The sequence below is a fragment of the Sphingomonas sp. R1 genome (assembly GCF_025960285.1).
Classification (GTDB): domain Bacteria; phylum Pseudomonadota; class Alphaproteobacteria; order Sphingomonadales; family Sphingomonadaceae; genus Sphingomonas.
Genome location: NZ_CP110111.1, coordinates 1,421,693 through 1,447,848 on the forward strand (window position 1 = coordinate 1,421,693; position 26,156 = coordinate 1,447,848).

Annotated in this window: 28 protein-coding genes and 1 tRNA gene; 19 read left to right on the plus strand and 10 right to left on the minus strand. The window is 67.9% G+C overall.

The genetic code is table 11. The annotated features are described in order from the left end of the window. Nucleotides 1-41 precede the first annotated feature (41 nt). Nucleotides 42-590 carry an FxDxF family PEP-CTERM protein gene (locus tag OIM94_RS06885; RefSeq protein WP_264609335.1) on the plus strand — a complete coding sequence of 183 codons (549 nt, stop codon included), beginning with the start codon at nucleotides 42-44 and terminating at the stop codon, nucleotides 588-590. 142 nt (nucleotides 591-732) lie between these two features. Then, nucleotides 733-809, plus strand: a tRNA-Trp gene (locus OIM94_RS06890). A 193-nt stretch (nucleotides 810-1,002) separates the two neighbouring features. On the opposite strand, the gene OIM94_RS06895 is transcribed toward OIM94_RS06890, so the two are convergent. Further along, nucleotides 1,003-1,632 carry a response regulator gene (locus tag OIM94_RS06895; RefSeq protein ID WP_264609336.1) on the minus strand — a complete coding sequence of 210 codons (630 nt, stop codon included), beginning with the start codon at nucleotides 1,630-1,632 and terminating at the stop codon, nucleotides 1,003-1,005. A 60-nt stretch (nucleotides 1,633-1,692) separates the two neighbouring features. On the opposite strand from OIM94_RS06895, the gene OIM94_RS06900 reads away from it, so the two are divergent. Further along, nucleotides 1,693-4,668, plus strand: coding sequence for a triple tyrosine motif-containing protein (locus tag OIM94_RS06900; RefSeq protein ID WP_264609337.1), 2,976 nt, complete (start codon nucleotides 1,693-1,695; stop codon nucleotides 4,666-4,668). A gap of 13 nt (nucleotides 4,669-4,681) precedes the next feature. Here the strand turns inward: OIM94_RS06900 and OIM94_RS06905 are convergent, their stop codons facing one another. Beyond that, a complete protein-coding gene (locus OIM94_RS06905; protein WP_413716383.1) occupies nucleotides 4,682-6,640 on the minus strand; it encodes a beta-L-arabinofuranosidase domain-containing protein in 1,959 nt (652 codons plus the stop codon). A gap of 126 nt (nucleotides 6,641-6,766) precedes the next feature. Here OIM94_RS06905 and OIM94_RS06910 point away from each other — a divergent pair, with 126 nt between their 5' ends. From OIM94_RS06910 to nusG, 3 genes are all read left to right on the plus strand, one after another. Then, entirely contained in the window at nucleotides 6,767-7,396 is a 630-nt protein-coding gene (locus OIM94_RS06910; protein ID WP_264609338.1) for a DedA family protein, read from the plus strand. Between the two features lie 212 nt (nucleotides 7,397-7,608). Next, nucleotides 7,609-7,806, plus strand: coding sequence for a preprotein translocase subunit SecE (secE, locus tag OIM94_RS06915; protein WP_010542828.1), 198 nt, complete (start codon nucleotides 7,609-7,611; stop codon nucleotides 7,804-7,806). Between the two features lie 16 nt (nucleotides 7,807-7,822). After that, complete coding sequence (gene nusG, locus OIM94_RS06920) at nucleotides 7,823-8,362, plus strand: transcription termination/antitermination protein NusG (protein WP_264609339.1); 540 nt, start codon at nucleotides 7,823-7,825, stop codon at nucleotides 8,360-8,362. Between the two features lie 88 nt (nucleotides 8,363-8,450). On the opposite strand, the gene OIM94_RS06925 is transcribed toward nusG, so the two are convergent. Beyond that, entirely contained in the window at nucleotides 8,451-9,206 is a 756-nt protein-coding gene (locus tag OIM94_RS06925) for a helix-turn-helix domain-containing protein (protein WP_264609340.1), read from the minus strand. A 247-nt stretch (nucleotides 9,207-9,453) separates the two neighbouring features. Here OIM94_RS06925 and OIM94_RS06930 point away from each other — a divergent pair, with 247 nt between their 5' ends. From OIM94_RS06930 to OIM94_RS06955, 6 genes are all read left to right on the plus strand, one after another. Further along, on the plus strand, nucleotides 9,454-10,929 hold the full coding sequence (locus OIM94_RS06930) for a PAS domain S-box protein (protein ID WP_264609341.1): 1,476 nt from the start codon (nucleotides 9,454-9,456) through the stop codon (nucleotides 10,927-10,929). A gap of 128 nt (nucleotides 10,930-11,057) precedes the next feature. Then, nucleotides 11,058-11,240 carry a CsbD family protein gene (locus tag OIM94_RS06935; protein ID WP_264609342.1) on the plus strand — a complete coding sequence of 61 codons (183 nt, stop codon included), beginning with the start codon at nucleotides 11,058-11,060 and terminating at the stop codon, nucleotides 11,238-11,240. Between the two features lie 29 nt (nucleotides 11,241-11,269). Beyond that, nucleotides 11,270-12,142 carry a hypothetical protein gene (locus OIM94_RS06940; RefSeq protein WP_264609343.1) on the plus strand — a complete coding sequence of 291 codons (873 nt, stop codon included), beginning with the start codon at nucleotides 11,270-11,272 and terminating at the stop codon, nucleotides 12,140-12,142. 23 nt (nucleotides 12,143-12,165) lie between these two features. Beyond that, nucleotides 12,166-12,423, plus strand: a complete 258-nt coding sequence (locus OIM94_RS06945) for a CsbD family protein (protein WP_264609344.1) — start codon at nucleotides 12,166-12,168, stop codon at nucleotides 12,421-12,423. 33 nt (nucleotides 12,424-12,456) lie between these two features. Next, nucleotides 12,457-12,600: an entericidin A/B family lipoprotein gene (locus OIM94_RS06950; RefSeq protein ID WP_264609345.1), complete on the plus strand. Its 144-nt coding sequence runs from the start codon at nucleotides 12,457-12,459 to the stop codon at nucleotides 12,598-12,600. Nucleotides 12,601-12,655: 55 nt separating this feature from the next. Next, nucleotides 12,656-12,844, plus strand: a complete 189-nt coding sequence (locus tag OIM94_RS06955; protein ID WP_264609346.1) for a hypothetical protein — start codon at nucleotides 12,656-12,658, stop codon at nucleotides 12,842-12,844. 70 nt (nucleotides 12,845-12,914) lie between these two features. On the opposite strand, the gene OIM94_RS06960 is transcribed toward OIM94_RS06955, so the two are convergent. After that, nucleotides 12,915-13,535, minus strand: a complete 621-nt coding sequence (locus tag OIM94_RS06960; RefSeq protein WP_264609347.1) for a general stress protein — start codon at nucleotides 13,533-13,535, stop codon at nucleotides 12,915-12,917. Nucleotides 13,536-13,577: 42 nt separating this feature from the next. Further along, nucleotides 13,578-13,886: a hypothetical protein gene (locus OIM94_RS06965; protein ID WP_264609348.1), complete on the minus strand. Its 309-nt coding sequence runs from the start codon at nucleotides 13,884-13,886 to the stop codon at nucleotides 13,578-13,580. A 173-nt stretch (nucleotides 13,887-14,059) separates the two neighbouring features. On the opposite strand from OIM94_RS06965, the gene OIM94_RS06970 reads away from it, so the two are divergent. From OIM94_RS06970 to OIM94_RS06990, 5 genes are all read left to right on the plus strand, one after another. Further along, nucleotides 14,060-15,133: an AI-2E family transporter gene (locus OIM94_RS06970; RefSeq protein ID WP_264609349.1), complete on the plus strand. Its 1,074-nt coding sequence runs from the start codon at nucleotides 14,060-14,062 to the stop codon at nucleotides 15,131-15,133. A gap of 155 nt (nucleotides 15,134-15,288) precedes the next feature. Next, complete coding sequence (rplK, locus tag OIM94_RS06975) at nucleotides 15,289-15,720, plus strand: 50S ribosomal protein L11 (protein WP_168847635.1); 432 nt, start codon at nucleotides 15,289-15,291, stop codon at nucleotides 15,718-15,720. A gap of 4 nt (nucleotides 15,721-15,724) precedes the next feature. Further along, entirely contained in the window at nucleotides 15,725-16,417 is a 693-nt protein-coding gene (gene rplA, locus OIM94_RS06980; RefSeq protein WP_264609350.1) for a 50S ribosomal protein L1, read from the plus strand. A gap of 161 nt (nucleotides 16,418-16,578) precedes the next feature. Next, nucleotides 16,579-16,755: a hypothetical protein gene (locus OIM94_RS06985; protein WP_264609351.1), complete on the plus strand. Its 177-nt coding sequence runs from the start codon at nucleotides 16,579-16,581 to the stop codon at nucleotides 16,753-16,755. Between the two features lie 138 nt (nucleotides 16,756-16,893). Next, nucleotides 16,894-19,536, plus strand: a complete 2,643-nt coding sequence (locus OIM94_RS06990; RefSeq protein ID WP_264609352.1) for a TonB-dependent receptor — start codon at nucleotides 16,894-16,896, stop codon at nucleotides 19,534-19,536. 64 nt (nucleotides 19,537-19,600) lie between these two features. Here the strand turns inward: OIM94_RS06990 and OIM94_RS06995 are convergent, their stop codons facing one another. The 5 genes from OIM94_RS06995 to OIM94_RS07015 form a co-directional block, all read right to left on the minus strand. Next, nucleotides 19,601-20,008 carry a TadE/TadG family type IV pilus assembly protein gene (locus tag OIM94_RS06995; RefSeq protein WP_264609353.1) on the minus strand — a complete coding sequence of 136 codons (408 nt, stop codon included), beginning with the start codon at nucleotides 20,006-20,008 and terminating at the stop codon, nucleotides 19,601-19,603. Continuing rightward, nucleotides 20,005-20,508 (minus strand): TadE/TadG family type IV pilus assembly protein, encoded by a 504-nt coding sequence (locus tag OIM94_RS07000; RefSeq protein WP_264609354.1) that lies wholly within the window; start codon nucleotides 20,506-20,508, stop codon nucleotides 20,005-20,007. The genes OIM94_RS06995 and OIM94_RS07000 overlap by 4 nt, the downstream gene beginning before the upstream one ends. Continuing rightward, nucleotides 20,505-22,562 (minus strand): hypothetical protein, encoded by a 2,058-nt coding sequence (locus OIM94_RS07005; RefSeq protein WP_264609355.1) that lies wholly within the window; start codon nucleotides 22,560-22,562, stop codon nucleotides 20,505-20,507. The genes OIM94_RS07000 and OIM94_RS07005 overlap by 4 nt, the downstream gene beginning before the upstream one ends. Before the next feature lie 166 nt (nucleotides 22,563-22,728). Further along, the gene (locus OIM94_RS07010; RefSeq protein WP_264609356.1) at nucleotides 22,729-23,559 is read right to left on the minus strand and encodes a 23S rRNA (adenine(2030)-N(6))-methyltransferase RlmJ; all 831 of its coding nucleotides are present in this window, start codon (nucleotides 23,557-23,559) and stop codon (nucleotides 22,729-22,731) included. A gap of 693 nt (nucleotides 23,560-24,252) precedes the next feature. Beyond that, the gene (locus OIM94_RS07015) at nucleotides 24,253-24,807 is read right to left on the minus strand and encodes a pseudouridine synthase (RefSeq protein WP_264609357.1); all 555 of its coding nucleotides are present in this window, start codon (nucleotides 24,805-24,807) and stop codon (nucleotides 24,253-24,255) included. Between the two features lie 391 nt (nucleotides 24,808-25,198). Here OIM94_RS07015 and rplJ point away from each other — a divergent pair, with 391 nt between their 5' ends. Next, complete coding sequence (gene rplJ / locus OIM94_RS07020; protein WP_264609358.1) at nucleotides 25,199-25,714, plus strand: 50S ribosomal protein L10; 516 nt, start codon at nucleotides 25,199-25,201, stop codon at nucleotides 25,712-25,714. 60 nt (nucleotides 25,715-25,774) lie between these two features. After that, nucleotides 25,775-26,152: a 50S ribosomal protein L7/L12 gene (rplL, locus tag OIM94_RS07025; RefSeq protein WP_084580284.1), complete on the plus strand. Its 378-nt coding sequence runs from the start codon at nucleotides 25,775-25,777 to the stop codon at nucleotides 26,150-26,152. Nucleotides 26,153-26,156: the final 4 nt, after the last annotated feature.

Here is a 26,156-nt window from a genome sequence, read left to right on the forward strand (position 1 = left end):
GCACAGCAATGGTTCACTTGCCGTTAAGGGAGACACCCCGCATGTATCGTACAATTATGGCGGCAGCGCTCGGCGCTGCGGCGCTCGTCGCCGTCGCACCCGCTCAGGCGCAAACCTATTTCGGCCCGGCCGACATGAACATCGCTTTCGGTGTTGATGGCACCATCTCGACCAGCTTCGGCCAGTCGGGCATCACGGCCGGCAACTTCACCCACATCTACCAGTTCACCCTGCCGCAGAGCGGCACGGCGAGCGGCACGATCACCACCAGCGCGGTCAAGTTCAAGGGTCCGACCGACCTCGACCTGACCTCGGTGTTCTTCAACGGCGTACAGCTGACCGGCGCGTTCGGCGGCGGCATCAACGAAGTGGTGTTCGCCAACGACGTGCCGATCCTGGCCGGCATTCAGAACAACATCACCATCAATGGCGTGTCGCGCGGCAATGGTTCGTACGGCGGTCAGGGCGTGTTCGCGCCGACCGGCGTGCCGGAACCGGCAGCCTGGGGCATGATGATCGGCGGCTTCGGTCTGGCTGGCGCTGCGATGCGCCGTACGCGCCGCACCCGCGTCACCTACGCGAACGCCTAAAAACACAAACACTTCCGAACCATTGCACCCGAGGCGCCGCTGCGGACATCCGCGGCGGCGCTTTGCGTTGGCGCGATGTGCAGGTCCGCGCATCTTCGCTCTTGCCCCCGCCGGAATCGCCCGATAAAGGAGCGGACCGCACAGGGGTGTAGCTCAGCTGGTTAGAGCGTCGGTCTCCAAAACCGAAGGCCCTCGGTTCGAATCCGAGCTCCCCTGCCACTTTCTCCCGGTAACCTCCATCGTCTCAGCAGGATCGCTGCCGCGCATCGTTGCGAACGCAGAATTGACCCTTGCGGCCTCGGGCCCACCGGCAGCATAGCAAGGCGAGCCTTGCCCGGCCCTCTCGCCCGAAGAACCGCCCATGCCGCCGCTGCCACCGGGATGCGCCCGCACATCAGGGCGGGCCTCCCCTTCAGAGTTCCAGGATACCGCGTCGCAGCGCGATGGTGATCGCGTGCGAACGATCGCGGGCGCCCAGCTTCTCGAGCAGGCTGCGCATGTGGCTCTTCACCGTTTCCTCGCCCACGCCCAGCAGATAGGCGATCTGCTTGTTGGCATTGCCTTCGGCGGCCAGCCGCAGCACCTCGGCTTCGCGATCGGTGACGCGATCGCCGGCCGCCGCGATCGCCACCGCCGCGGCGACCTCGGGCTGGAGATGGCGTCCGCCCGCGTGCACGGTGCGGATCGCGTCGCCCAGATGCTCGTGCAGCCCGCTCTTCAGCAGATAGCCCTGCGCGCCGAGCTTGAGGGCGCGCAATGCCTGGACGTCGCCGTCGAAGGTGGTGAGCACGACCACCCGCGCCTGCGGCGTTTCCGCGCGGATGCCCGCCAGCGCCTCAAGCCCGCCGAGCACCGGCATCTGCAGATCAAGCAGCGTCACGTCGGGCCGCAGGGCGCGGTGCAAGTCGATCGCCTCGCGCCCGTCGCGCGCCTCCCCCGCCACGACCATGTCGTCCTGGCGGCCGACATAGCCGGCCAAGCCGTCGCGCAGCAGCGCGTGGTCGTCGACGATCAGGACGCGGATCGGAGCGGGACTTGCCATCGCCGCAGCCTATACGGAGCCGGATCCGCGATTTCGAGAGGGCTCGCGGCCCTCGTCACCGTGCTGGGTGCTGCCCTGCTCATCCCCGCTGCCCTTGCCCAGCCAGCCGATGTGCTGACGCCCCTGCCCGGCTACAAGTTCCAGCGCTGGACCGAGGAGGAGGACGCGCCCGCGGGTGCCAGCGTGGCGCAGCAGGTCGCCTCCGGCTATCTGTGGATCGGCACCGAGACCGGGCTCTACCAGTTCGACGGCGTGCGCTTCGAGCGCCTGCCGAGGTTCGAACGCAAGGGCGGCGCCGGCGTGAGTGATATCGTGCCGGGTCCGGGCGGCGAGACCTGGCTGCAATATGGCGACGGCCATATCGCCCGGGTGCGCGGGGACAGCATCGTCTTCCCCGCCCCCAGCGGCATGGAACGTCGCGTCCGCGCGCTCGCTGCCGGCCGCGACGGGAGCATATGGGCGGCAAATGCCGATTTCCTCTTCCGCTTCCGGGAAGGCCGCTGGCACCGCTTCCGTCTGCCCGCGCGCTACCACATCCTGCGCATGGCGATCGGGCGCGACGGGCGGATCTGGCTGGTCGGCCAGACGGAGTTGCTGCTGGTGGATCCCGAGGCGGCGGTTGTCCGGCAGGTCCGGCCGCTGGAGGGGATCGCGGGCATCGCGGTGGCGCCAGACGGCACCCTCTGGCTGGCCGAACAGGGCAAGCTGTGGCGGTACCCCGCCGGCAAGGTCCCCGCCGCCGCCGGACCGCCGCTCGATCTCGGGCCGGCGTTCAAGACCGTGGAGCTGGGTTTCGATCGCTCGGGGGCGCTGTGGGTGGTGCCCAACGGGCGCGTCCTGCTGCGTTTCGCCGCCGATCGCCTGCGCGCCGGCGCGGTCCAGGTGGAGCGCGCCCAGCGGTTCGCCCTGCCGGGTGCCGCGCCGGCATTTACCGCCGCCGGCCGCGAGGATCGCGAGGGCAGCCTCTGGTTTCCCTCCAGCACCGGCCTCGCCCGCTTCCGACCCGCCAGTTTTGTCGATCGCAGCGCGACCGGCGCGATCGCCGAAGTGCCGGCGGGCAGCTTCGCGCCGCATCAGGTGCTGCGCGACGGGCAGGGCACCATCTATCTGCGCAAGGGCGAGCATGTCTTCCGCGTCGACGCCGATGGCAGGATGACTCCGCTGGCACTGCCGCCGGGACGCACGCCCTATGACCTGCCCTGCGGTGCCGCCGACGGCGGCCTGTGGTGGCGTACCGGTCGGGCCGCCCTGCGGCGCTTCGACGGCCCCGGCGCTGCCGCGGCACCGGACCTCGCCGTACCGGGCATCCCGACGGCCGGCACCCCCGCCCCCTTCAAATGCGCGCAGGCGCCGAACGGCACGCTCTGGGTCGGTTTCAGCACGCCAGCGCAGGGGCTGCGCTGGCGGGACAAGGCAGGCTGGCACTGGACGATCGTCGATCGCCGCGCACCACGCTACACCCCCTTCGCGCTCGATACCGATCGCCAAGGGCGCGCCTTCAGCTATGTCGGCTATGGCGACACGCTGCGGCTGGGAGGACGGCAGGCGCAGCTGATCTTCGATCCCGCCGCCAATCCGCTCGCCTTTGTCGAGGCGTTCTTCACCGGCCCCGCCTATACGCTGATCGGCGGCGAAACCGGGCTGGCGATGTTGCGGGGCGACCGCATCCGCACCTTGTCCAGCGATCGCTATCCGTTCCTGCAGGACGTATCCGGAATCACCCAGACGCGCAGCGGCGTCACCTGGCTGCTCAGCAAGGCGGGCCTCACGCGGATCGACACCGCCGCGCTGGAGCGGCGCTTTGCCGATCCGAAGGCGCCCCTTCCCTCGCGCAGCTTCACGCAGGAAGACGGGCTGCTCGGCACCAGCGAAAGCTATGGCTTCGGCAACCTGTTCGAAGCGGCGGACGGCGTGCTGTGGATGGCGACCAACAAAGGCATCTTTTCGTTCGATCCGCGGCGTCCCGTGCGCAATCCGGTCGCGCCGCCGGTGGTGATCCGCCAGATCCTCGTCGGCGATCGCAGCTTCGCGGCGGCGCCGAAACTGACGCTGCCCGTCGGAACCACGAGCCTGCAAATCGACTATACCGCGCTCAGCCTCGCCTCGCCCCGACGCGTCGCCTTCCGCTACCGGCTGTTCGGCGGCGGGGCGGAGAACTGGGTCGATCCGGGCCAGCGCCGCCAGGCGATCTATACCAATCTCGCGCCGGGCACCTACCGCTTCCAGGTGATCGCGGCGAACAACGATGGGGTCTGGAACCGCCAGGGCGCGACGGTCGCCTTCACCATTCCGCCCAGCTTCGTGCAGAGCCTGGGGTTCAAGATCCTGTGCGGCCTCGTGCTGCTGCTGGGGGGCTGGGGCATCTATGCGCTGCGCGTTCGCCAGATCCGCGCGCGGCTGCAACTTGCCGCCGAGGCCCGCGAGCGCGAGCGCCAGCGGATCGCACGCGAACTGCACGATACGATGCTGCAGGACATGCAGGGCCTGATCCTCGCCTTTCATAACGCCGCCGAGACGCTGCCGCCCGAAGATGCCGGCCGCACCGCGCTGCTGAAAGGGCGCGACCAAGCGCGCGATGCACTGGAACTGGGCCGCGCGCGCGTGCAGCGCCTGCGCCGCCGCACCGAGGCGGCAGACCCCGCCGCGCTGATCCGCGCCCTCGCCGACAAGCTGATCCCCTCGGCCGGCCCGCGATGGGGGCTCACCACCCGCGGCACCCCGCGCACCGTCCCGGCCGAACAGGCCGAGGAGATCGAGGCCATTGTCGGCGAAGCGATCCTCAATGCGGTGCGCCATGCCCGCGCGGCGCGGATCACGCTGATGATCGAGTATCGCGCCGCCGAGATCGCCATCGCCTGCCGCGACGACGGCATCGGCCTGCCGCCCGCACGGGTTCGGGATTCTGCCCCGGACGGGCATTTCGGGCTGATCGGCATGCGAGAACGCGCCGAGGCAGCGGGGCTGGAGCTGTCGATCGCCAACGCCGCCGCCGGCGGCACCGTGATCGCGCTGCGCATCCCCGCCCGGCCGAGCTGAGGCGCCCGCTCCCTCAGCCTTGGGCGGGGGCCAGCTTCCAGTAGGTGGCGTAGCGCTCATGCGCGATGCGGTGATAGGGGATCAGCCGCACCGGGCGGCCATCGGCGGCAGGCAGCAGGAACTCCAGCGGCGCCGCCCCCGGCCGGATCGCCGCGACCAGCGCCTGCGGATCACCGGCAAGCACCGGCACCTCGAACGGCATGTCGTTGTAGCGACCATAGTCGCGCTCGTTGACGACGATGTCCGCGCCCGGCGCCAGCCCGGCACGGCCCAGCGCGCCGGCCAGCACCAGCGGACCATAGGTGAAGGCGACCACGTCGGGCGCGGCAGGCGCACGCTCCACCCCCAGCGCCATTGCCAGCTCCAGTTCGATCAGGTCGCCGTCCTGCCAGGTCCGCGTGACCGCGATCGGCCGCCCCGGTGCCGCCGATCGCGCGACCACGGCGCCGTTGACCCGCACCGTGGCGGTGCGGCTCCAGCGCGGGTGGCGCAATCGCAGCCCAAGTGCAGTGGGCTTGTCGAGCCGCCAGCGCAGCCGCGTCCCCGGCTCCTCGGGGAAGCGCGTTTCCTGGATCAGCGTCGCCCCCTTCTCGCGCCAGCGCAGCGTGGAGGGCAGGAACAGGTTCACATGGAGCGTGTCGCCATCACGAAAATAGATGGAATCGCGGTACTTTACATGATTCTCCATGCCCGTGCCGGTGCAGCACCAGAAGCTGTGCTCGGGGGTGTGATAGAGCTTCATGTAGCCCGGGCGCGCGCCCTGGAAATAGGTCGCCATGCCGCTGTCAGGATCCTGCGAGGCGAGGATGCCGTTGTACAACGTCCGCTCGTAATACTCGGCATAGTCGGGCTGCGGATCGTGGAGGAACAGCGCGCGGGTCAGCTTCAGCATGTTGTGCTGGCAGCAGGTTTCCGATCCCTTGGCCGAGAACACGTATTTGCCGAAATCGGCCATCGCGAAGAAATGCTCGTTCTCGCCATGCCCGCCCGTGGCGAAGGAGCGGGTTTCCGCCACCGTCTTCCAGAAAAAGGCGGCTGCGTCGTGATAGGCGGCATCGCCCGTCGCCTCATAGACGCGCTGAAAGCCGACGACCTTGGGCACCTGGGTGTTGGCGTGCAACCCGTCGAGATGGTCCTGCCGCCGCGCGAGCGGCGCGAGCAGTGCCTTGTGCGAGAAGCGGCGGGCCAGATCGCGATACTCGGCCTTGCCCGTCATCGCATAGAGATCGGCATAGATCTCGTTCATGCCGCCATGTTCGGTATCGAGCATCGCCTCGAACGCGGCGTCGGACAGCGTCTTGGTTGCCACCACCCCCCAGTCGGCCAGCCGCAGCAGCACCGCGCGCGCTTCTTCGCTGTCGGCCAGCAGCGCCCCGTCGCGAAGGCCGGCGAACACCTTGTGCAGCGTGTACCAGGGCACGCCGCTGATCTTCTCGCCGCGCAGATGCGCCGCAACGAGCGCCGCGCCCTCGGGAAAGGCGGTGACCAGGCCGCTGTTCGCGGCGTCCTGGCAGGCAGCAAGCTCGGCGGCGATATAGGCCACGCGGTCGCGATACCTGGCCACGCCGGTCGCGCGAAAGGCAAGCGCGCAGGCGCTGAGATAATGGCCGAGCGTATGCCCCTGGCAGTGGATGTCGGCCCAGCGCGGATCCGATTCCCATCCGCCATAGGCCGGAGCCTTAGGCGTGAGGCCGGCATTGACCCGGAACTGGTGGAGCAGCCGATCGGGCTCGAGCCGGAGCAGATAGGCCTCGGTCGCGCGCTGGGCGTGAAGGAAGGGCCCCTCGCCGAGCGTCACATCCGCCATGTCGAACGGCTGGAGCCGGGGCGGCGCTGCCAGTGTCGCGTCGCCAGCCCGCGCCGCAGCCTTCAAGGGCGTACCCAGACTGCCGATCGCCACCGCGGTGCCGCCCGTACCGCCCAGAAAGGCCCGTCGCGAGGGACGCACATGCCCGCTGCCATCATCCATCATACCCTCTCCGCCTTGCTATTACTCCGGGTTATCAGAGCGGACATTGCGCGCCAAGCCACCGTGGACGCGCTGCACTGCGCAAAAAGCGGCTTCCCAAAATCCTTTCGCTGCCCCAACCACGGCCGCATGGTCGAAAAGATTCTGGGCGTCCTCGCCACCTTCACCATCTGGGTCATCTCGAGCGGCGGCTATCTCGGCATCGCCGTCCTGATGGCGATCGAATCCGCCTGCATTCCGCTGCCGTCGGAGATCATCATGCCGTTCGCGGGCTATCTGGTGTCGACCGGCCGGTTCGATCTGTACCTCGCCGCGACCGCCGGGGCGATCGGCTGCAATCTCGGCTCGATCGTCGCCTATGAGGTTGGCAAGCGCGGCGGGCGGCCGCTGGCGCTGCGCTGGGGCAAATACGTCCTGATCGGCCCGGGCGAGATCGACGCCGCCGATCGTTTCTTCGCCCGCTATGGCAGCATGGCGGTGCTGATCGGGCGGCTGCTGCCGGTGATCCGCTCGTTCATCGCCTTCCCGGCGGGCGTCGCGCGGATGAAGCTGGTGCCGTTCCACGTCTACACCTTTATCGGCAGCTGGCCCTGGTGTTTCGGTCTTGCCTGGGTGGGCATGACCCTGGGGGAAAAGTGGGACAGCGATCCCCGCATGAAGGCCGCCTTCCACAGCGCGGACGCGCTGATCGGCGTGGTGCTGGTCGGCCTGGTGGCCTTCTATATCTGGCACCGCGTGCGCGGCCTGAAGCAGCGGTAAAGCAGACGGGTAGCCGTCATCCCTTGCGTGCGCCGGGATGACGGAATGTGGCAGGGAATCGGGGAGCGCCAACCCCCGCTTGCACAACTTCCCCCGATCCTCTAGATACGGACCCCTAGCCGAAAGCGTGGGTGGATTGCACCGGTTCCTGGGAAGGACCGGGCAGCGGACCCATGCCCGACGCATCAACCGTTTCATTCGAGGATGCCCAAGTGGCGAAGACCAGTCCCGTCGAATTCATGCGCCAGGTGCGCCAGGAAACGTCGAAGATCGCATGGCCCAGCCGCCGCGAGACGATCATGACCGGCGTGATGGTGATGATCATGACGACGCTGCTCGGCAGCTTCTTCCTCGGCATCGACTCGCTGTTCGATCTGATCGTCAACGCCCTCCTCCGCCTCGCGCAGTAAGGAAAGACCAACAACCATGTCGCGCTGGTACATCATCCACGCCTATTCCGGTTTCGAGGGCAAGGTCCGCGACCAGATCATGGCCGACGCCACCCGCCTGGGTCTCGACCGCCTCGTCGAGGCCGTCGAGGTGCCGACCGAAACCGTCACCGAAGTGCGTCGCGGCAAGAAGATCCAGTCCGAGCGGAAGTTCTTCCCCGGCTACGTCCTCGCCAAGCTCGAGATGAACGACGACGTGTATCACCTGGTGAAGAACACGCCGAAGGTGACCGGCTTCCTGGGCAGCTCGGGCAAGCCCCAGCCGATCAGCGAGGCGGAAGCCGCGCGCATCCTCAACACCAAGGAAGAAGCGGCCACCGCGGCGCCCAAGGCCAAGCTCAAGGTCGATTTCGACATCGGCGACACGGTCAAGGTCATCAGCGGCAACTTCGCCACCTTCTCGGGCGTGGTGGAAGAGCTGGATTACGACAAGAACCGCGTGAAGGTCTCGATCTCGATCTTCGGCCGCGCGACCCCGCTGGAGCTGGGCTTCGAGGACGTCGAACGCGTGAAGTGATCCGCCGGGCCGATCGGCCCGCAAGACGCAAACAGGAAAAGCCGGGGGTCGCGCCCCGGCTTTTTTTGTTTGGCGAATGCGTCCGGCCTCAGCCGACGGTGATGCCGACGACTTTCCACCCGCCGTCTTCGCGCTCCAGCGTCACGGTTTCCACGGCGCTGCCCTTGTTGGCGAAGCGGGTGCGGAACTTGACGACCTCATAGCCGTCCGGCGGCGCGGGCAGGCTCTGCTCGCTGAGCAGCGTCCGCGCCCGCACCGCACCCAGCGGCACGCGCACCTTCTCCGACACGCGCGCCCAGACCTCGGCCGTGTTCAGCTGCTGGAAGCGCTTGCCCGTCATCGCATAGCCCTCCGCCCATTTCGCCTGATCGCCCAGCTCGAGGAAGCGGCGGGCGGTGTCGAGGATCGTGGGATCCGGCGTCTCGATCGCGGCGCGCTGGTGCGCGGGCGCGAGTGCGGGGGCATGGGGCAGCGCGGTCAGGGCGAGCAATCCCAGGAACAGGGTCATCACAAGAGCTCCGATCAAGAGGGGGCGCCAGCGGAACCTCCCGCCGGCGCTGCCCACCTCCTGCCGATCGGCGGCGCCTGGGGCTTCCCCGATTTCCGCGTACTCCAAGACTTTGGGGGGCTCGCCTTCCGCATCCAACAGCAGCCGCGCCGCCTCGCGACTGCTCGAGACCGCAAGCTTGCGCCGCGCCTCGCGCAACCGCTCGTTGATCGTGTGGACCGACAGGCCGAGGCTGCGCGCGATCGACTTGGCATCATGCCCGCGAACGATCAGCCGCAGCGTCTGCTTTTCCCTCTCCGTCAGTGCGGCGATGCCCTGGGCGGTCGACGTCGTCATGGCGCCAGGCCTATGGCACCACGTTCGGGGCAGCCACCCCAAAAAGTTCGTAGGTCGGCACGGCGGAAGGGCAATCCAGACCTGGGCACGGACAGGGTGTTGGCGCAAGGCGATGGCTAGCAGCTGGCGCCCGCTCGCAGACGAGACGCCTCGCCGCCCTCCGTAAAAACCCCTAGCCTTCAAACCTGCATCCTCGCGCGAAGCTGCACGTTCAGCGTTCGTATACGAAATTGCGCCGCGCGGATTCATGAGCATTGACCATCCCTCCATCGACCTTCCCCAGCTCCGTCACATCATCTCCGGCCTCCGCGAAGGGGTGATCCTGGTCGATACCGATCAGAAGATCCGGTGGGCGAACGACGCGGCGCTCAGGATGCACGGGGTCGAGACCGTCGCGGCGCTCGGCGCCGACGTCGATGCCTATCGCGCGCGCTTCCAGCTCCGCTACCGCAACAATCACCGGCTCGATCACGGCGACTATCCGCTCGACCGCGTGCTGGCGGGCGAGAGTTTCGACGAAGTGGTGGTCGAGGTCGTGCCTGCGGGCGACGAGAATGCCCGCTGGATCCACGAGGTGCGCAGCCTGGTCATCGGCGATGCCGAGGGGCACCCGGACCTGCTGGTGCTGGTCCTGCAGGACGTGTCGCAGCGTTTCGAGGCCGAGCAACGCTTCGAGCGCACCTTCAACGTCAACCCCGCCCCCGCGGTGATCCTGCGCCTTTCCGACCAGCGCTATGTGAAGGTCAACCAGGGGTTTCTGGATCTTACCGGCTATGCCCGCGACGAGGTGCTGGGGCGCTCGCTCTACGACATCGACGTGCTGAAGGACGCCGCCGACCTCGATACCGCCAAGGACCGTATCCGCGACGGCCGCACCGTACCGCAGATGCAGGCCGATCTCGAACTTCCCGATGGCGGCCGGAAGCTGGTGATCGTCGCCGGCCAGCCGGTCGAGCTGGACGAGGAGGCCTGCATGCTCTTCTCCTTCGCCGACCTGGAGCCCCGCCGCCAGGCGGAGAACGAGTTGCGCCACAGCGAGGAGCGCTTCGTCACCACCTTCCGCCTCGCCCCCGTCGCGATGGCGATCACCACCCGCGACGAGCTCGCGCTGTGCGACACCAACGACGCCTTCCACCAGCTCACCGGCTGGTCGAGCGACGAGGCGATGGGCCAGCGCATGGCGACGCTGCGCCTGTTCGAGGACGGCGGCTTCCTGAAAAGCGCCTGCGCCCTGCTGGAAGAGCGCCGTGACTTCCGCAGCCTGGATGCGCGCGTCCGCACCAAGGAAGGCGCGGTGACCGATTGCCTCGTATCCGCCGCCGCGATTCCCCTGCGCCGCGACACCTGCATCCTGTGGGTGGTGCAGGACATCCATGCCCGCCGCCACAACGAACTGGAGCTGATCGGCGCGATCGAGGCGGTGATGCAGGATACCAACTGGTTCAGCCGCTCGGTGGTCGAAAAGCTCGCCAATCTGCGCAACCCGCACGGGCCCGCCCGGCCGGTCGAGACCAGCGAGCTCACCCGGCGCGAGAAGGAAGTGCTCAGCCTGCTGTGCGAGGGCGGCGACGATGCCACCATCGCCCGCGAGATGGGCGTCTCGCGCAACACGCTCCGCAACCATGTCGCCCGGGTCTATGCCAAGATCGGGGTGAACCGCCGCGCCCAGGCGATCCTGTGGGCGCGCGAGCGCGGTTACCCGCTCCAGCGACCGATAAAATGATCCTTTCTGGTCCGGAAGCACCAGACGATTTGGTACTTCCGCATCTCTTTTCGTCCCTCGCTATCCGCCATTTCTGCACCATCGACGCGGGGCTTTTTCCCCGCGCCTCAGACAAGGAGGACGAACCGATGAACGACCACCGTATCAAGGGTGAGGCCCATGCGCTGAAGGGCTCGATCAAGGAAGCCATCGGCAAGATCACCGGCGATCGCCGGATCGAGGCCGAAGGTGCCGCCGAGAAACTGGCGGGCAAGACCCAGGCCGGTGCCGGCAATCGCGTCGAGACCATCAAGAAGGCGGGCGCCAAGTGACCGCCCCGGCAGCAACAGGAGATCGCGCCATGGCGACCGCCATCTACGATACCCGCCTGGCCGTACGCCCGGTGCCCCGCGTCAGCTGGTCGGCGATCCTCGCGGGCGCGGTGATCGCGCTCGCCGTCGAGCTGATGCTCGCGCTGCTGGGCGCAGCGATCGGCTTCTCGACGATCGATCCCGCGCAGAATAGCGGCCCCAGCGCCGGCGGGCTCGGCATCGGCGCGCTCGCCTGGTGGACGGTCAGCAGCGTGATCGCGCTGGGCCTGGGATCCTACGGCGCTGCCCGCGTAGCCAAGCTCCGCCGCCGGTTCGACGGTGCCGCGCACGGCCTCGCCATCTGGGCGCTGACCTTGCTGCTCACCTTCTACCTGCTCACCTCGGCGATCGGCGGGCTGGTCGGCAGCGCCTTCCGCACCGTCGGCACCGTCGCCTCGACCACCGTCGCCGGTGCCGGCGCGGTGACGCCCACGCTCGCCAAGGCGGCCGGCGTCGATGAATCCGCAGTCGACGCGCAGGTCTCGGCGCTGCTCGACCCGACGCCGAGCAACCCCAAGGACATGACGCCCGAACAGGCGCGCAAGGCGATGATCGCCAAGCTGCCCGCCATGGCCAAGGGCGGCACCCAGGGCCAGGCCGCCGAACAGCGGATCGCCGAGATCATCGCGGTGCAGGACAGCGTGAGCCAGCAGGAAGCCATGGCGCGCGTGGAAAAGGCCCGCCGACAGTTCGTCGCGACCAAGAACGACGCGCTGGAAACCGCGAAGAATGCCGGCAGCGCCGGTGCCAGCGTCGCCGCCGGCAGTGCCCTCGCCCTGTTCCTGGTGATGCTGCTGGGTGCAGGTGCCGCGATCGGGGGCGGCATCGTCGCCGCCCGCCGCACCACCGAAACCGAAATCTGATCTAGCAACCAAGGAGAAGAAGCATGGATACCCATCGTATCGCAGGTGCCGTGAAGGAAGTCGTCGGCGGAGCCGAGCAGGGGCTCGGCAAGGTCACCGGGGACCGGGAGACCGAGGCGCGCGGCGTCGCGCGCAAGACCGAGGGCGGTCTCGAGCGCCGGTTCGGCGAAACGCTCGACCAGGTGCGCAGCGCGGTGCGCGACCATCCGCTGCTCGCGCTGGCCGCGGCCGGCTCGGTGGCGCTGCTCGCCGGTGCCGCGCTGATCGGCCGCCGCGACTGATCCCCTAGTCCCAAAGCACGAAAGGATGTTCCGATGATGCGCAAGACCCTTCCCCTCGTCGCCACGCTCGGCCTGCTCGCCCTCGGGGCCTGCAACACCGTCAACGGTGCCGGCAAGGACCTCCGCTCGGCCGGCTCGGCCGTCTCGGACGCCTCGGGCCAGAACCACAAGAAATAACCGCTCCGGCATCGCGGGCCCCCGCCCGCGATGCCGCCCTTCCCGGAGTTGCCCCGTGAACGAACCCGACCCCGACTATCTGCTGAAGCGCCTCGCACAGGCCCGCCGGGCCGCGTCCCGTGCAGCGGAGAGCAGCGCCCGTACCGCGCATCTCGCCATGGCCGATCACTATGCCGCGCAGCTTCGCGCCGCCGGCCATGCCGTCCCCGCCGATCCTGCGGCGGCGGCGCCCCCCATCGCCTGAAGCACCCCCCACCGACGCAAAAAAGCCGGGGTTCGCACCCCGGCTTTCCTGTGTTCGCGTCGAGCGTGGATCAGACGATCGTCGGCTCACGATAGGTCGAACGCTCGCGGGCGATCTCTTCGCGCGTATAGGCAGGCGCATCGCTGTCGAAGCGGCTCCAGCCCGACTGGCGATAGGCCGCGCCGCGCGTGCCGGCATCGACGCCGCGATGGCGGTTGAGCACCGCTTCGGCTTCTGGTGCGAGCGATTCCGCCACGCGCGCGCTTACCAGCGTGCCGCCGCGGCGGACGCCTTCGGAATAGACGTTGGCGTCGTCCTCGCTCTCGCCGGCATTCTTCAGCGCGCCGACAAGGCTGCCCGTCGCTGCACCGCCGATACCGCCGATTGCCGCGCCCGCTGCTGTCGAGGCCAGCCAGCCGGCCGCCACGATCGGGCCGAGGCCCGGGATCGCCAGCAGGCCGAGCCCCGCGAGCAGGCCGCCGACACCTCCCAGCGCCGCGCCGGTCGAGGCGCCGCGGCTGACGTCGCCATGCGCATTCACATCGCTCACATCGTGATCGCCATGCTCGCCATGGGCATTGTTGGCGATGATGCTCAGATCGTCATGGGGCACGCCCAGCTGTTCCAGATCGTGCACGGCTGCCTTGGCGTCCGAATAATCGTCGAAAAGGCGCGTAATGGTCCGGCTCATGGAAATTCTCCTGCCAAATAGGATAGGTGCAGCATTCAGGGGTTAGCGCGCGGTGATGTTGCCCTTGTAGTCGAGCGTCACCGTCCGCTTCTTGCCGTTCTTCATGGCCATGCCCTGCCAGGCGCCGTTTTCGGTGCCCTTGAGCCCGGTGATGCGGGTATAGCCGGCCTTGGCGAGACGTCCGCGGGCCTGGCTTTCGGTGAAGGAGCTATGGCCCTTGGCGGGCGCGCCGACATGGTGCGCCGTGCCGTCCTTCACCACCGGGTTGTGCGAGCCCTGCTGGCCGCTCTGCGCAGCCGCACCGGTCGTCGCCAGCGCGGCAGCGGCGGCGGCGATGATGATCCGTTTCATGCCCATTCCTCTCGTTCGTTGCTCTGCTCCGCGCGCCACCGACCCTCCCGGGGCGTCGGAGATTTGCTAAACCGTTGAGGGACTTGTTTGGTTCATCGAGGATCGGCGGCGGCTGCCGACTTGCCAGCGCCGCGCCGGCCCGCCAGTGTCGCCGGCAAACCGGGGGAATGACGATGCAGCAGACGACCAAAGCCCAGACCCGCGCGCGCGTGGTGCTCGCCGCCGCGATCGCCGCCGCCGCGCTGTGGATCGGGATGGCCTTCGTGCCGGCGATCCTTTGGGCGGGCGTGCTGGCGATCGGCGTCGAGCCGCTGCGCAGCCGTCTGGAGGCGCGGCTGCCCCGGCCGACGCTGGTCGCCGCGCTGCTCACGCTGGGCGTGCTGCTGGTGGTGCTGATCCCGCTGTCCGTGGCGATCAGCCAGGCGGTGGTCGAGGCGCAGGCGGTGGCCGCGTGGATCGCCGATGCCCGCCAGCACGGCGTGCCGGTGCCGGACTGGGTCGCCCGCCTGCCCTGGGGATCGGCCGAGCTGACCAGCTGGTGGACACTCCACCTCGCGACGCCGGAGGCCGCCACCGCCGAGTTCGGCAAGCTCGACTACAGCCTGTGGCGCAGCCATTCGGGCGCGCTCACCCATACGCTGGTGCGCCGGGTGGTGGTGTTCGCCTTCACGCTGGTCGTGCTGTTCTTCCTGCTGCGCGATCGGGACGCGATCGTCCGCCAGCTCGAGCGCGGCGCCACCCGCGCCTTCGGCGATGCGGGCGACCGGCTCGGCCGGCAGATCTTCGCCGCGGTGCGCGGCGCGGTGGACGGCATGGTGCTGCTGGGGCTCGCCCAGGGCATCCTGATGGCGATCCTGTTCGTCGCCGGCGGCGTGCCCCACCCGATCCTGCTCGGCCTGTTCTCGGGCTTCGCCTCGATCATCCCGTTCGGGCTGGCGGTGGTGCTGGTGCTGGCCCTGCTCCTGCTGCTCGCCAAGGGCGCAGTGATGGCGGCGATCATCGTCGGCGCGATCGGCTATGCGCTCAACTTCGTGATCGACCATTTCCTGCGCCCCGGCCTGATCGGGGGGACGACGCGGCTGCCCTTCGTCTGGGTGCTGATCGGCATCCTGGGGGGCGTGGAGACGATCGGGCTGCTCGGCCTGTTCGTGGGGCCGGCGGTGATGGCGGCACTGGTGCTGCTGTGGCGGGAATGGGTGGCCGAGGGCGATATCGGCGGGGCCGAGGCGGGGCACACGGCGCCATGATCTGGATCCTCGCCGGCACGGGGAGGATCTAGAGTCCCCTTGCTCCCTGCGCCGCTTTCCGCTAAGGGCGCCGGCTTCCAACGCATTCGTGGTGGAACCATGCGGGAGGCGGCCTCTGGCCGTCGCTTGTACCGCTCGACTTGAAAGAGAGTGACATGGCTAAGAAGATTACCGGCTATATCAAGCTGCAGGTGGCTGCCGGCGCCGCAAACCCCTCACCGCCGATCGGCCCTGCCCTGGGTCAGCGCGGCGTGAACATCATGGAATTCTGCAAGGCGTTCAACGCCGCGACCGGTGACGTCGAGAAGGGCACGCCCCTTCCCACCGTCATCACCGTCTATGCGGATCGTTCCTTCTCGTTCGAGACCAAGACGCCGCCGGCGACCTATCTGCTGAAGAAGGCCGTCAACCTGAAGTCGGGCTCGAAGGAGCCGGGCAAGACGGTCGCAGGCAAGATCAAGCGTTCGCAGCTGTCGGAAATCGCCCAGGTCAAGATGAAGGACCTGAACGCGAACGACATCGAAGCCGCGACGAAGATCATCGAAGGTTCGGCCCGCGCGATGGGCCTCGAAGTGGTGGAGGGCTGATCCCATGGCCAAGCTGACCAAGAAGCAGAAGACCTGGACCGTTGACCCCGTGAAGCTGCACGGCGTCGATGAAGCGATCGCGCTGGTGAAGCAGTACGCCACCGCCAAGTTCGACGAGTCGATCGAAGTCGCGCTGAACCTCGGCGTCGATCCGCGCCACGCCGACCAGATGGTCCGCGGCGTCGTGACGCTCCCGGCCGGCACCGGCAAGGACGTTCGCGTCGGCGTGTTCGCCCGCGGCGCCAAGGCCGAGGAAGCCAAGGCTGCCGGCGCCGACGTCGTCGGTGCGGAAGACCTGATGGAAGCCATCCAGGGCGGCACGATCGACTTCGATCGCTGCATCGCGACCCCGGACATGATGGGCCTGGTCGGCCGTCTCGGTAAGGTGCTGGGTCCGAAGGGCCTGATGCCGAACCCGAAGCTCGGCACCGTGACCATGAACGTCGCCGAGGCCGTCAAGGCCGCCAAGGGCGGTCAGGTGGAATACCGCGTCGAAAAGGCCGGCATCATCCACTCGGGCATCGGCAAGGTGAGCTTCTCGAACGAAGACCTGCGCCGCAACTTCGACGCCCTCGTCGACGCGGTCGTCAAGGCCAAGCCGGCGGGCGCCAAGGGCAAGTACCTCAAGAAGGTCGCGCTCTCCTCGTCGATGGGCCCGGGCGTAAAGGTCGACACGGCGGAAGTCGCCGCGGTCTGATCCTTCGGGAACCAAGCAAACGGAACGGGCCGGGGAGCGATCCCCGGCCCGTTTCTGTTGGGGGCACCCGCCGCCCCCTCCCGGTACTTTGCCGGGGATTGCCTCTGCCCGTGGCGCGGTATTAGCCTCGTCGATGCCCTTTTCCCGCCGGTGAGCCGCCTATGCCCGACCTTCCCTCCGACGAAGCCGCCACGCCGCGCCGGGGGCGTCGAACGCTCCTGATGTTTCTCGGCCTGGGCCTGATCCTCCTGGCCACGGAGACCCGCCCACTGCGCGCGCTCAAGGCAGACGTGCAGGATTTCTTCCACGGCCTGGTGGATGGCGCCGCCGGCAGGTAAGCAGTTGCTGCGCCGCACAACTGACATAAACCGGGGCCGATGTTTCATGATGTTGCAAAGGATGCGACACCGAAACGTTTCGATCACCCGTTAGGGGCGCTCCCGAAAGACCAATAAGGGTCCAGGGAGAATCCAATCATGCACCCCCCGTTCGCGCTGCTTCGCGCCACCTCGGCGCTCGCCCTCACGCTGGCGACGCTCGCCCCTGCCTATGCCCAGACCAGCGCCTCGCCGCAGGATCCGGACGGCGCGGAAGAAATCGTCGTCAACGGCACCTATGCCCGCAGCCTCGCCGCCGCGACCGAGGCGAAGCGCCGTGCCGAATATGGCCTCGACTCGATCAGCTCGACGGATATCGGCAAGTTCCCGACCCAGAACGTCGCTGAGGCGCTGCAGCTGGTGACCGGTGTCGCGATCACGCGCCCGCGCGGTGAAGGCCTGTACGTCTCGGTCCGCGGCCTCGGCCCGCAATTCCAGAGCACGCTGCTCAACGGCCGTCCGGTCGCGCTCAATGATCTGGTCGAAAATGGTGGCGCCGCCGGCCGCCAGTTCCGCTTCGAAATGCTGCCCGCCGAATTCGTTTCCAACATCGACGTGGTCAAGACCCCCACCTCGGAAATGACCGAGGGCGCGCTGGGCGGCAATATCGACGTGCGCACCTTCCGCCCGTTCGACGTCGGCAACAAGGTGACCGCCAACCTGCGCGGCACCTACACGTCGCAGACCAAGAAGGTGAAGCCCAACGCCACGCTGATCGGCAGCCACACCTTCGGCGACACCTTCGGCATCCTCGTCGGGGCGCAATATTGGGGCAAGTCGGTCCGGAACGATCGCTTCATGAATTTCGGCTGGAACCTCGATCGGTTCACCAGCGCGGCACGCGGCGGCCTGGCGGCGGGCCTTTACACGCCCACCCGCACCCGTCCGACGATCGAGACCGAGGATCGCAAGCGCATTTCCGGCCTGGTCTCCGCCCAGTGGCGCCCGACGCCGGAACTGGAAACCACGCTGGACGTGCTCGCCACCCGGCTCGACGTTGCCTATGACGAGTTCGGCCTGGACATCTATCCGGACGACACCAGCGTCGCGGGCCACACCCCGGTCATCGTCCCCAGCTCGGTCAAGCTCCAGGGCAACACGGTCGTCGGCGCGACGATCAACGACGTTCGCTTCATGGCCAGCCGCGAGTACAGCCTCAACCGCCACGACCTGCTGACCATCGGTCTCAAGCAGAGCTGGAACCGCGATCGCTTCCACGTGACCGCCAACCTCAACTGGTCGTCGGCGCACAGCTTCCATCCCAGCAATGCCGAGGGCACGGTGCGCAGCCGCGCGGTGTTCTTCGCGCCGCTCACCTATGACGGCTCGGCGGGCTACAAGGTCACGCCGACGCTCACCACGCCGGTGGATGTGACCAATCCGGCCAACTACCAGCTGTTCACCTTCAACATCGCACCGAAGAACAGCAAGGACTGGGACAAGTTCGCGCGGCTCGACGGCGCCTATGACATGGAGGGTTTCCTCCGCAAGATCGCCGTCGGTGCCGAATATCACTGGCGCAAGCGCGACTATTGGCGCCGCGACTATCTGGTGACCTCGTCCAACGGCCAGCCGCTGACCTCGCTGGGCGCGGGCGCCTATCAGCAGATCCCTTATGACGATTTCCTCAAGGACGTCGGCGGCAACAGCCCGCGCACCTGGCTGGTGCCGGTAACCTCGACCTATTACAACGCGCTGTTCAACGACACGATCGCCAACAGCCCGCTCGGCGCCGGCGACCTCGCCGCCACGTTCAAGACGACCGAAAAGACCGCCTCGGCCTATGCCCGGCTCGATTACGGGACGATGCTCGGCGGCGTGAACCTGATCGGCAATGTCGGCCTGCGCTATGTCCACACCGATCAGAACGCCACCGGCTATCTGCGCACCGGCAACAATGTCAGCCCGGTTGCCTTCCCCAAGACGTTCAACGACTGGCTGCCCAGCTTCAACCTGAAGGCCGAGCTGACCCGCACCCTCATCGCGCGCTTCGCCGCGAGCCGGGTGCTGACCCGGCCCAACGTGACGGACAGCGCACCGCGCATCACCGTGTCCACCGATGCGCCGACCGCGAGCGGCGGCAACCCGCAGCTCCTCCCCTTCCTCGCCACCCAGTTCGACGGGGCGCTGGAATGGTATTTCAATCCGCGTGGCGCGCTGACCGGCGCGGTGTTCTACAAGGCGATGGACAACTACATCACCGCCCAGAACGTCAATATCGACATCCCGGGCCGCGGCACGGTGCTGCTCTCCACCCAGGTCAATGGCGGCAACGCCAAGGTGTACGGCGTGGAGGCGGGCTACAACCAGGTGTTCACCTTCCTGCCCGCGCCCTTTGACGGGCTGGGCATGCAGGCCAGCTACACCCACACCTCGGTCCAGGCGACCTACACCGCCGGCGCGCGGCGGATCGTCGACCAGCTGATCGGCCTGTCGAAGAACAGCTTCAACGTGGTCGGCTTCTACGACAAGGGCCCGCTGTCGATGCGGCTCTCCTATGTGTGGCGCGACCGGTATCTGTCGGGCACCGGCAGCACCACCCAGGCGCCCAGCTACACCGCGCCGTTCGGCACGCTGGACGGCAGCATCGGCTACAAGCTGCTGCCGAACGTCGCGCTCAGCGTGGAGGCGATCAACCTCTCGGGCGCCAAGCTCTACACCTATAACGATGCGTCGAACCGGTTCGGCGAGATCAACTATTGGGGCCGCACCATCCTGTTCGGGGTGCGCGCGGAGTTCTGATCGGGCCCCGGCCTGACGGGTGAACGAAAGGGCCGGGCGCGATCCCGGCCCTTTTGCCGTTCGGTCAGCCGAGCCGCGGGAAGCAGCCATGCGCCTGCACGGTGGCAGGCAATGCCGGCAGGAAGCCGGTGAGCGGCGAGGCGAAGGCGTAGCTGATCGTCACCTGCACCATCCCGGCATTGCCGTCGCACGCCGTGCTCGCGGTATAGACGACCTGGGCGCCGTCCACCTTCAGCCCCCAGCGCAGCGCGCGTGCCGCGGCATAGCCCTGCACGTCGCTCGCCGCCTTGCACGGTGCGGCAAGGGCGGCGCAGCGTGCGGCGCTGTAGCTCGCCTCGGTCAGCACCTGCTTCACCCAGACCAGCCGGCCGACCTCGATCATCCCGAACAGGAGCAGCAGAAACACCGGCGCCAGCAGCGCAAACTCGATGGCGGTGGCGCCGCGCGCATCGCAGGCTAGGCGCCGCCTCATTGCAACCGGATCACCACCGACTGCGCGACGGGCGTGCCGTTGAGCATCCCGTTCGGCAGCACCATTGCGCGATATTGCGCCGACGCGCTGATCTGCAGGTAATAGCCCGCCGTCGACCCGGTGGTCGCGCCGCCGCTGCAGACGCTGCCGCAGCTCGCCGCGGCGAAGGCGCCGGTCTTGGACAGGCAGGCGCAGCTGCGATTGGCATTGGTGCACGCGCCTGCCACGCCGTTGCAGGCAAGGCTCACCTGCGGCGCGGTGGGTAGCCGCGCGGCGTTCTGGACATAGCCCGGCAGCGTGTCGAAAGGCACCGAGGTGCGGTTGGCGAAGGCCGACACCGATGCCGCCGATACCGCCGCAGCCATCTGGCTGCGCTGGACGAAATAGCCCGCCACATCCAGCGCCAGCAGCACAAAGGCGAAGAAGAACAGGGTCAGCAGCGCGAACTCGACCGTTGCCGCGCCGCGCACATCCCCGGCAAGCTGGTACCGCCGCCTCATTGCACCAATCCGATCGCGCTGGTGCTGCCGCTGCTGCCGGTACCCGCGATGCTGGCGCAGGCCGATCCCGCCGCCGCCCCGCCGCTTGCGTTGATCGTGCGCACGATCAGCATGAAGCACTGCCCGGCCGAGAGCGTGCTGCTTCCCCCCGACATCGTCAGGTCGGAATTGGGCAGGTGCACCGCGCCGACGAACACATTCTGCGCCCCCGCCGCCCAGCTCGTCGGATCGCTCGTCAGGCTGTCGATCAGCAGGTCCGCGATAGCCCCGCCCGAGACGGTGCTGCTGCTCGCGATCAGCTTGGTCTTGGCGCCGCCGGCCAGGTTGATCGTGCCCGACAGCACGAACGACACGTTGACCCCGGCCATGTCGTAGCCGGAGACGTCCACGCCCTCCAGCGTCTGCCCGTAGCTCTGTCCGGTGACCGGCGAGCTGTACGGCCAGGTCGTCCCCCCGGTGCCGTTGGCGACATTGCCCGCCACGGTGTAGCGCCCCGCTCCGAACAGCGCCGATCCCGCGATGGTGAAATTGCCCTTGATCAGGTGGTTGGCGGTCCGCCCGAACACGATGCGGCTGCCCCCGGCGGTGGCGATGTCGCCCCCGGCGCTGAAAATGCCGTCGCCCATCAGCAGGATGGCGCTGCCGGACAGGGTGATCGCCCGCCCCGATCCGTCGGCGCCGATGCGATAGGCGCCAGCACCTGCCGCAAGCGTCGAGCCGCCGTCGATCGCCATGCCGGCACGCACGTCGAGATCGCCCGCCCCCATCTTGAGCCAGCTGCCCCCGGCGACGCTCACCGCGCCGAACGCGTGGTTCCCCGACCCCAGCGTCAGCGTCGCCCCGCCGCCGAGCGACAACGTGCCGTTCAGCGTCACCGGGCCGTTGCCGAAGCTGTTGGTGCCCGAAAAGGTGATCGTGCCGCTGCCGATCGCCAGGCTGCCATTGCCCATCGTCACGCCGCTCGACCCGCTGTCGAACCCGCCATTGACCGACAGGGTCACGTCCCCGAACGTCACGGTCGACCCGCCGCCGATCGAAACGCCGTTGGCGACGGTGATCGTCGATCCGCTCTGGAACGTCACGCTCAGGCCGCCGTCGATGGTCAGCCGACCGATCGTGTAGTTGCCCTTGGGGATGACATAATTGGCCGAGCTGCCCTTGCGATAGCCGGCGACGTTGCTGGAGGGCGTCCAGCCGATCACCCAGTCCGCGCCCGACGGCGTCGAGGGATTGCCGATCGCCGCCGGCGCGGTGGCGCTGCCGATCGCGGCGCGCGCCGCCGCCAGATCCGCATTGCCGTCCAGCGGATCGGCGAGCGAGGTCGCGGCGTTCACCCGCTTGTCGCTGCTCGGCACATTGGCGTTCCACGCGGGATTGGTGAAGCTGCCGGCATAGCGCAGCAGCGTGGTGGTGAGCGTTCCCCAATCGTTGAGCACGCTGCCGGTGCCGGCCACGATGTTCTTGGCAGCGATGCGGGTGCCCTGGTTGGCGATGTCGGCGACCGCCGCCACCGAACAGTCCGGGGCGTCGATCGTCGCGCCGCCGCTGGTCTGGATGCCGGTGCCCCTGGGCGCGAGCGCCAGGATGCATATCGGCGCGATCGGGCTGGTGCTGCCGAGCGAGGCGTAGGCGGTCGCCCCAACATCGTAGCTGCCGCGATAGCCGAGCGCGGTAGCGATCGCGAAGGGCACCGGCGTGGTGACCGTCACCTTCACCGCCTTGGCGCCGGCGCTCGGCACGTCGGCAATGACGGCGGCGGTGACCACCGCGTTGGTCATGCCGTTGGCGACGGTGACGTCCTGCGCGGTCGGCAACAGCACCGCCTCGCTGGAGCCTGCGGCACCATAAGCGAGTGCGGCGCTGAGCGCGGCCGCATCGGCGGTGCGCTGGTTGCTGATCATCTGGGCATAGCCCCGCGCGAGATCCACGGAAATCGCTGCCATTCCCAGCAGCGCGGCCAGCGCCAGCGCTCCGATCGCCGCCACGGCGCCGCGCACCTCGGTGCGCAGTGCGCACGGCAGACGGACTAGAAAGGAGGCGGCCGGGCGTTGCATGCCCGGTTTCATTAGCGGAAGTTGTTGGAGTAATTGTTAATTCAGGCAGGCCGCCGCTGCGGCACGGCGGCCGTGCGGTTCTGCGCCCGAGCGTGCTGGCGGCCGATGCCGGCCCGGTGCGGTGGCCCGGCAGCCCGGCGACGCGGAAACCGGCGCCGCCGCATCTTCAATCGTCAAGCCACTCCGCAGTGATGACGCCGTGATGGCCCTCGGGCGCGAGTGCCGCGCGCAACGCCTCCAGCAGCGGCGGCAACGCCTGCGTGAAGGCATAGGGCGGATTGACGAAGAACAGACCCGCGCCGTTGTAGATGCCGGGCTGGTCGCTGTCGTACAGCCAATGCTCGACGACCAGGATCTTCGGAATGCCGAGCCGGCGCAGCTTGCCCTTCCATTGCTGATGCGTCGCGCGGTCCTTCAGCGGATACCAGATCACCGTCACGCCGTGCGCCCATTTGCGGTGGGCCGCGGCGAGGGTCGCGGTGATGCGCGCGCGTTCGTCGGTCTGCTCATAGGGGGGATCGACCACGACGACGCCGCGCGGCGTTCGGGTGGGCAGCATCGCCAGCCAGAGCTCATAGGCATCGCGCTCGTGCACCGCGGCCGGCGTGCCGCGCATCGCGCCGCGCAGGGCGGCGGCATCCTCGGGATGCTTCTCGTTGAGGATCAGCAGGTCCTGTGCGCGCAGCAGCGGCGCCAGGAACTGCGGCGATCCGGGGTAGAGGCGCAGCTCGGCCCCGTCATTCACCGCCCGCACGGCGGCGCGATAGGCGTCGAGCAACGGGTCCGTGTCGGCAAAGGCCCGCAGCACCCCGTGCGCGGCCTCGCCGGTGCGCTGCGCCTGCTCGCCGCCCAGATCGTAGAGCCCGCAGCCGGCATGAGTGTCGATCAGCGTCAGCGCACCCGGTTTCTGCTGAAGGGCGCGGACAAGCGCGATCAGCAGGCTGTGCTTCACGACATCGGCGCTGTTGCCGGCATGGAAGGCGTGGCGATAGTTCATTGTAATCCAAAAATCCTGCCGATTGGCTCTTGTACGCGATACCGGGTGCGAAGGCCGATCGCGAGACGATGAACGCGCCGCATCCGCAACGCCGGTGCGCCATCGGGACACACCGAGCCCCGCCTCCGCGCCCAAGCCCCAAACCAGCTTTCGCCGCCGGCGGCAACCGGCACCGGGCTCACGGTCGTCGCAATCCCCAAGCCGTTGCGGGCTTTGCATCCAACCGCGTCTCGAAACTGCGGGCCTTTGTTAGCCTTGGCGTGGAACTGCAAATGCGCGAACGTCGGCTCTCGCCCAATCCTTGCCATTCGCGACAGAATATGCTGCGGTCGTCCCCCACCAGGAGGGTGCGACCGTGCATGCATTGCTCGCCTTATTGCTATCAGCAGCTTGGATTAAGATTCAGGCTGAGATTGATTCACCTCTGGTGCTCGGTAGTAACGCTAATGTAGACAGGGCCGAGATAGCCGCCCGCAAATGTGGCGTTACGAGGCTGTATCAACTTCACTATGAGGGAGGAAAATCTGTTCTCTACCTAAAGGCCAGGAACAACCCGCGAGCGGTTACTTGCGTCTTGCGATGGGTCAACAAGAACAGCAAAAGCTTTGATCCACTCCTCGGGGTCGAGTGACGGCTTTCCACCCAACTCCGGACATTAAGCCGCTTTGCCAACCGCAAGCATTCGGCCGCCACCTAGCGCGGGACGGAGCCCTCCGCGAACTGGCCCGGGGCGATCCCGGCGACGGACCAGTCGCCGATCGACCAGCGGACCAGCCGCAGGGTGGGCAGGCCTACCGCCGCCGTCATGCGGCGCACCTGCCGGTTGCGACCTTCGCGGATGGTGATCTTGAGCCAGCTGTCGGGGATGGACTTGCGTGCACGGATCGGTGGATCGCGCAGCCACAGGTCCGGCGCATCGATGCGCGCGACCTCGGCCGGCAGGGTCAGGCCGTCCTTGAGCATCACCCCCTGGCGCAGCGGCGTCAGATCCGCATCCTGCGGATCGCCTTCGACCTGAACAAGATAGGTCTTGGGCATCTTGAAGCGCGGATCGGCGATGCGCGCCTGCAGCCGCCCGTCGTCGCACAGAAGCAGCAGGCCCTCGCTGTCCCGATCGAGCCGCCCGGCGGGATAGACGCCCTTCACCGCGACGAAGTCCGACAAGGTCGCGCGAAGCGTCGGCGATCCGCGATCGGTGAATTGCGACAGGACCCCGAAGGGCTTGTTGAACAGGAGCAGGCGGGCCATGGCTGCGCCCATAGCGTCCGGGTGCGCCGATGTCTGCGGGCTGATGGCCGGCGCGCGCAGACCGCTCGGTGCTTGACTCCCGCGCCGATTCGGCTATGTGCGCGGCTCCTTCTTCGGAAGGAATCCGTCCGAGACAGCGAGGGACCGGAATATGCCGGTCTTAATCTCTCGCCTAGACGGGGACAGAATTTTCCGGCGGCTTCGCCAGCACGAGCGCAGATGCGCGGCTGGCTCCAAGCGTTCCGGGTCACGCTCTAGGGATACATCCCCGGCCTCGTGACGATCCTTCCCCTCGGACAATTGCGCCTGATCCGTGCTCGCACGGGTCGTTAACCGGGGCCGTCTCGTCCGCTCGCGCGGGAGGGGCAGCCTCATGTATGAGGAGACCGGCATGGATCGTTCCCAGAAGGCCGACGCCGTTGCCGAGCTGAATCGCACCTTCAACGAGGTTGGCGTGGTGGTTGTCACCCGCAATCTCGGCATGACCGTCAAGCAGTCGACGGACCTGCGCAACAAGATGCGTGCAGCCGGCGCGACCTATAAGGTCTCGAAGAACAAGCTCGCCAAGATTGCCACCCAGGGCACCGATTATGCGGTGCTCGCGGACCTGCTGACGGGTCCGACGGCACTGTCCACCTCCGTTGACCCCGTGGCTGCGGCCAAGGTCGTCGCGGAGTTCGCCAAGACGAACGACAAGCTCGAGATCGTCGGCGGCGCAATGGGCAATGTGCTGCTGGATGCGGCTGGCGTGCAGGCACTCGCCTCGCTGCCGTCGCTGGACGAGCTGCGTGGCAAGCTCGTAGGGCTCATCGCAGCGCCCGCGACCAAGCTCGCAACCATCACCCAGGCACCGGCGGCGCAGATCGCCCGCGTGCTTGCGGCGTACAGCGAAAAGCAGGCTGCCTGAGCTTCGGCTTCAAGCGACCTTTATTCTATCCCGAAACTTTTGAACTGATTGGAGTTTACAATGGCTGACCTCAACGCAATCGTCGACCAGCTTTCCGCGCTGACCGTTCTCGAAGCCGCTGAGCTTTCGAAGCTGCTCGAAGAGAAGTGGGGCGTTTCGGCCGCCGCTGCCGTCGCCGTTGCCGGCCCGGCCGCTGGTGGCGCCGCTGCCCCGGCTGCTGAAGAGCAGACCGAGTTCGACGTGATCCTCACCGGCGACGGTGGCAAGAAGATCAACGTCATTAAGGAAGTCCGCGCGATCACCTCGCTCGGCCTGACCGAAGCCAAGGCGCTCGTCGAAGGCGCGCCGAAGCCGGTCAAGGAAGGCGTGTCGAAGGACGAAGCCGAGAAGATCAAGAAGCAGCTTGAAGAAGCCGGCGCGACCGTCGAAATCAAGTAATTGC

Bases quoted from the DNA above. Each gene is read 5' to 3' on its own strand.
- OIM94_RS06885 (WP_264609335.1), top strand. From the start codon at position 42: ATGTATCGTACAATTATGGCGGCAGCGCTCGGCGCTGCGGCGCTCGTC.
- OIM94_RS06895 (WP_264609336.1), bottom strand. From the start codon at position 1,632: ATGGCAAGTCCCGCTCCGATCCGCGTCCTGATCGTCGACGACCACGCG.
- OIM94_RS06905 (WP_413716383.1), bottom strand. From the start codon at position 6,640: ATGATGGATGATGGCAGCGGGCATGTGCGTCCCTCGCGACGGGCCTTT.
- OIM94_RS06910 (WP_264609338.1), top strand. From the start codon at position 6,767: ATGGTCGAAAAGATTCTGGGCGTCCTCGCCACCTTCACCATCTGGGTC.
- nusG (WP_264609339.1), top strand. From the start codon at position 7,823: ATGTCGCGCTGGTACATCATCCACGCCTATTCCGGTTTCGAGGGCAAG.
- OIM94_RS06925 (WP_264609340.1), bottom strand. From the start codon at position 9,206: ATGACGACGTCGACCGCCCAGGGCATCGCCGCACTGACGGAGAGGGAA.
- OIM94_RS06930 (WP_264609341.1), top strand. From the start codon at position 9,454: ATGAGCATTGACCATCCCTCCATCGACCTTCCCCAGCTCCGTCACATC.
- OIM94_RS06935 (WP_264609342.1), top strand. From the start codon at position 11,058: ATGAACGACCACCGTATCAAGGGTGAGGCCCATGCGCTGAAGGGCTCG.
- OIM94_RS06940 (WP_264609343.1), top strand. From the start codon at position 11,270: ATGGCGACCGCCATCTACGATACCCGCCTGGCCGTACGCCCGGTGCCC.
- OIM94_RS06945 (WP_264609344.1), top strand. From the start codon at position 12,166: ATGGATACCCATCGTATCGCAGGTGCCGTGAAGGAAGTCGTCGGCGGA.
- OIM94_RS06950 (WP_264609345.1), top strand. From the start codon at position 12,457: ATGATGCGCAAGACCCTTCCCCTCGTCGCCACGCTCGGCCTGCTCGCC.
- OIM94_RS06960 (WP_264609347.1), bottom strand. From the start codon at position 13,535: ATGAGCCGGACCATTACGCGCCTTTTCGACGATTATTCGGACGCCAAG.
- OIM94_RS06965 (WP_264609348.1), bottom strand. From the start codon at position 13,886: ATGAAACGGATCATCATCGCCGCCGCCGCTGCCGCGCTGGCGACGACC.
- OIM94_RS06970 (WP_264609349.1), top strand. From the start codon at position 14,060: ATGCAGCAGACGACCAAAGCCCAGACCCGCGCGCGCGTGGTGCTCGCC.
- rplK (WP_168847635.1), top strand. From the start codon at position 15,289: ATGGCTAAGAAGATTACCGGCTATATCAAGCTGCAGGTGGCTGCCGGC.
- rplA (WP_264609350.1), top strand. From the start codon at position 15,725: ATGGCCAAGCTGACCAAGAAGCAGAAGACCTGGACCGTTGACCCCGTG.
- OIM94_RS06985 (WP_264609351.1), top strand. From the start codon at position 16,579: ATGCCCGACCTTCCCTCCGACGAAGCCGCCACGCCGCGCCGGGGGCGT.
- OIM94_RS06990 (WP_264609352.1), top strand. From the start codon at position 16,894: ATGCACCCCCCGTTCGCGCTGCTTCGCGCCACCTCGGCGCTCGCCCTC.
- OIM94_RS06995 (WP_264609353.1), bottom strand. From the start codon at position 20,008: ATGAGGCGGCGCCTAGCCTGCGATGCGCGCGGCGCCACCGCCATCGAG.
- OIM94_RS07000 (WP_264609354.1), bottom strand. From the start codon at position 20,508: ATGAGGCGGCGGTACCAGCTTGCCGGGGATGTGCGCGGCGCGGCAACG.
- OIM94_RS07005 (WP_264609355.1), bottom strand. From the start codon at position 22,562: ATGCAACGCCCGGCCGCCTCCTTTCTAGTCCGTCTGCCGTGCGCACTG.
- OIM94_RS07010 (WP_264609356.1), bottom strand. From the start codon at position 23,559: ATGAACTATCGCCACGCCTTCCATGCCGGCAACAGCGCCGATGTCGTG.
- OIM94_RS07015 (WP_264609357.1), bottom strand. From the start codon at position 24,807: ATGGCCCGCCTGCTCCTGTTCAACAAGCCCTTCGGGGTCCTGTCGCAA.
- rplJ (WP_264609358.1), top strand. From the start codon at position 25,199: ATGGATCGTTCCCAGAAGGCCGACGCCGTTGCCGAGCTGAATCGCACC.
- rplL (WP_084580284.1), top strand. From the start codon at position 25,775: ATGGCTGACCTCAACGCAATCGTCGACCAGCTTTCCGCGCTGACCGTT.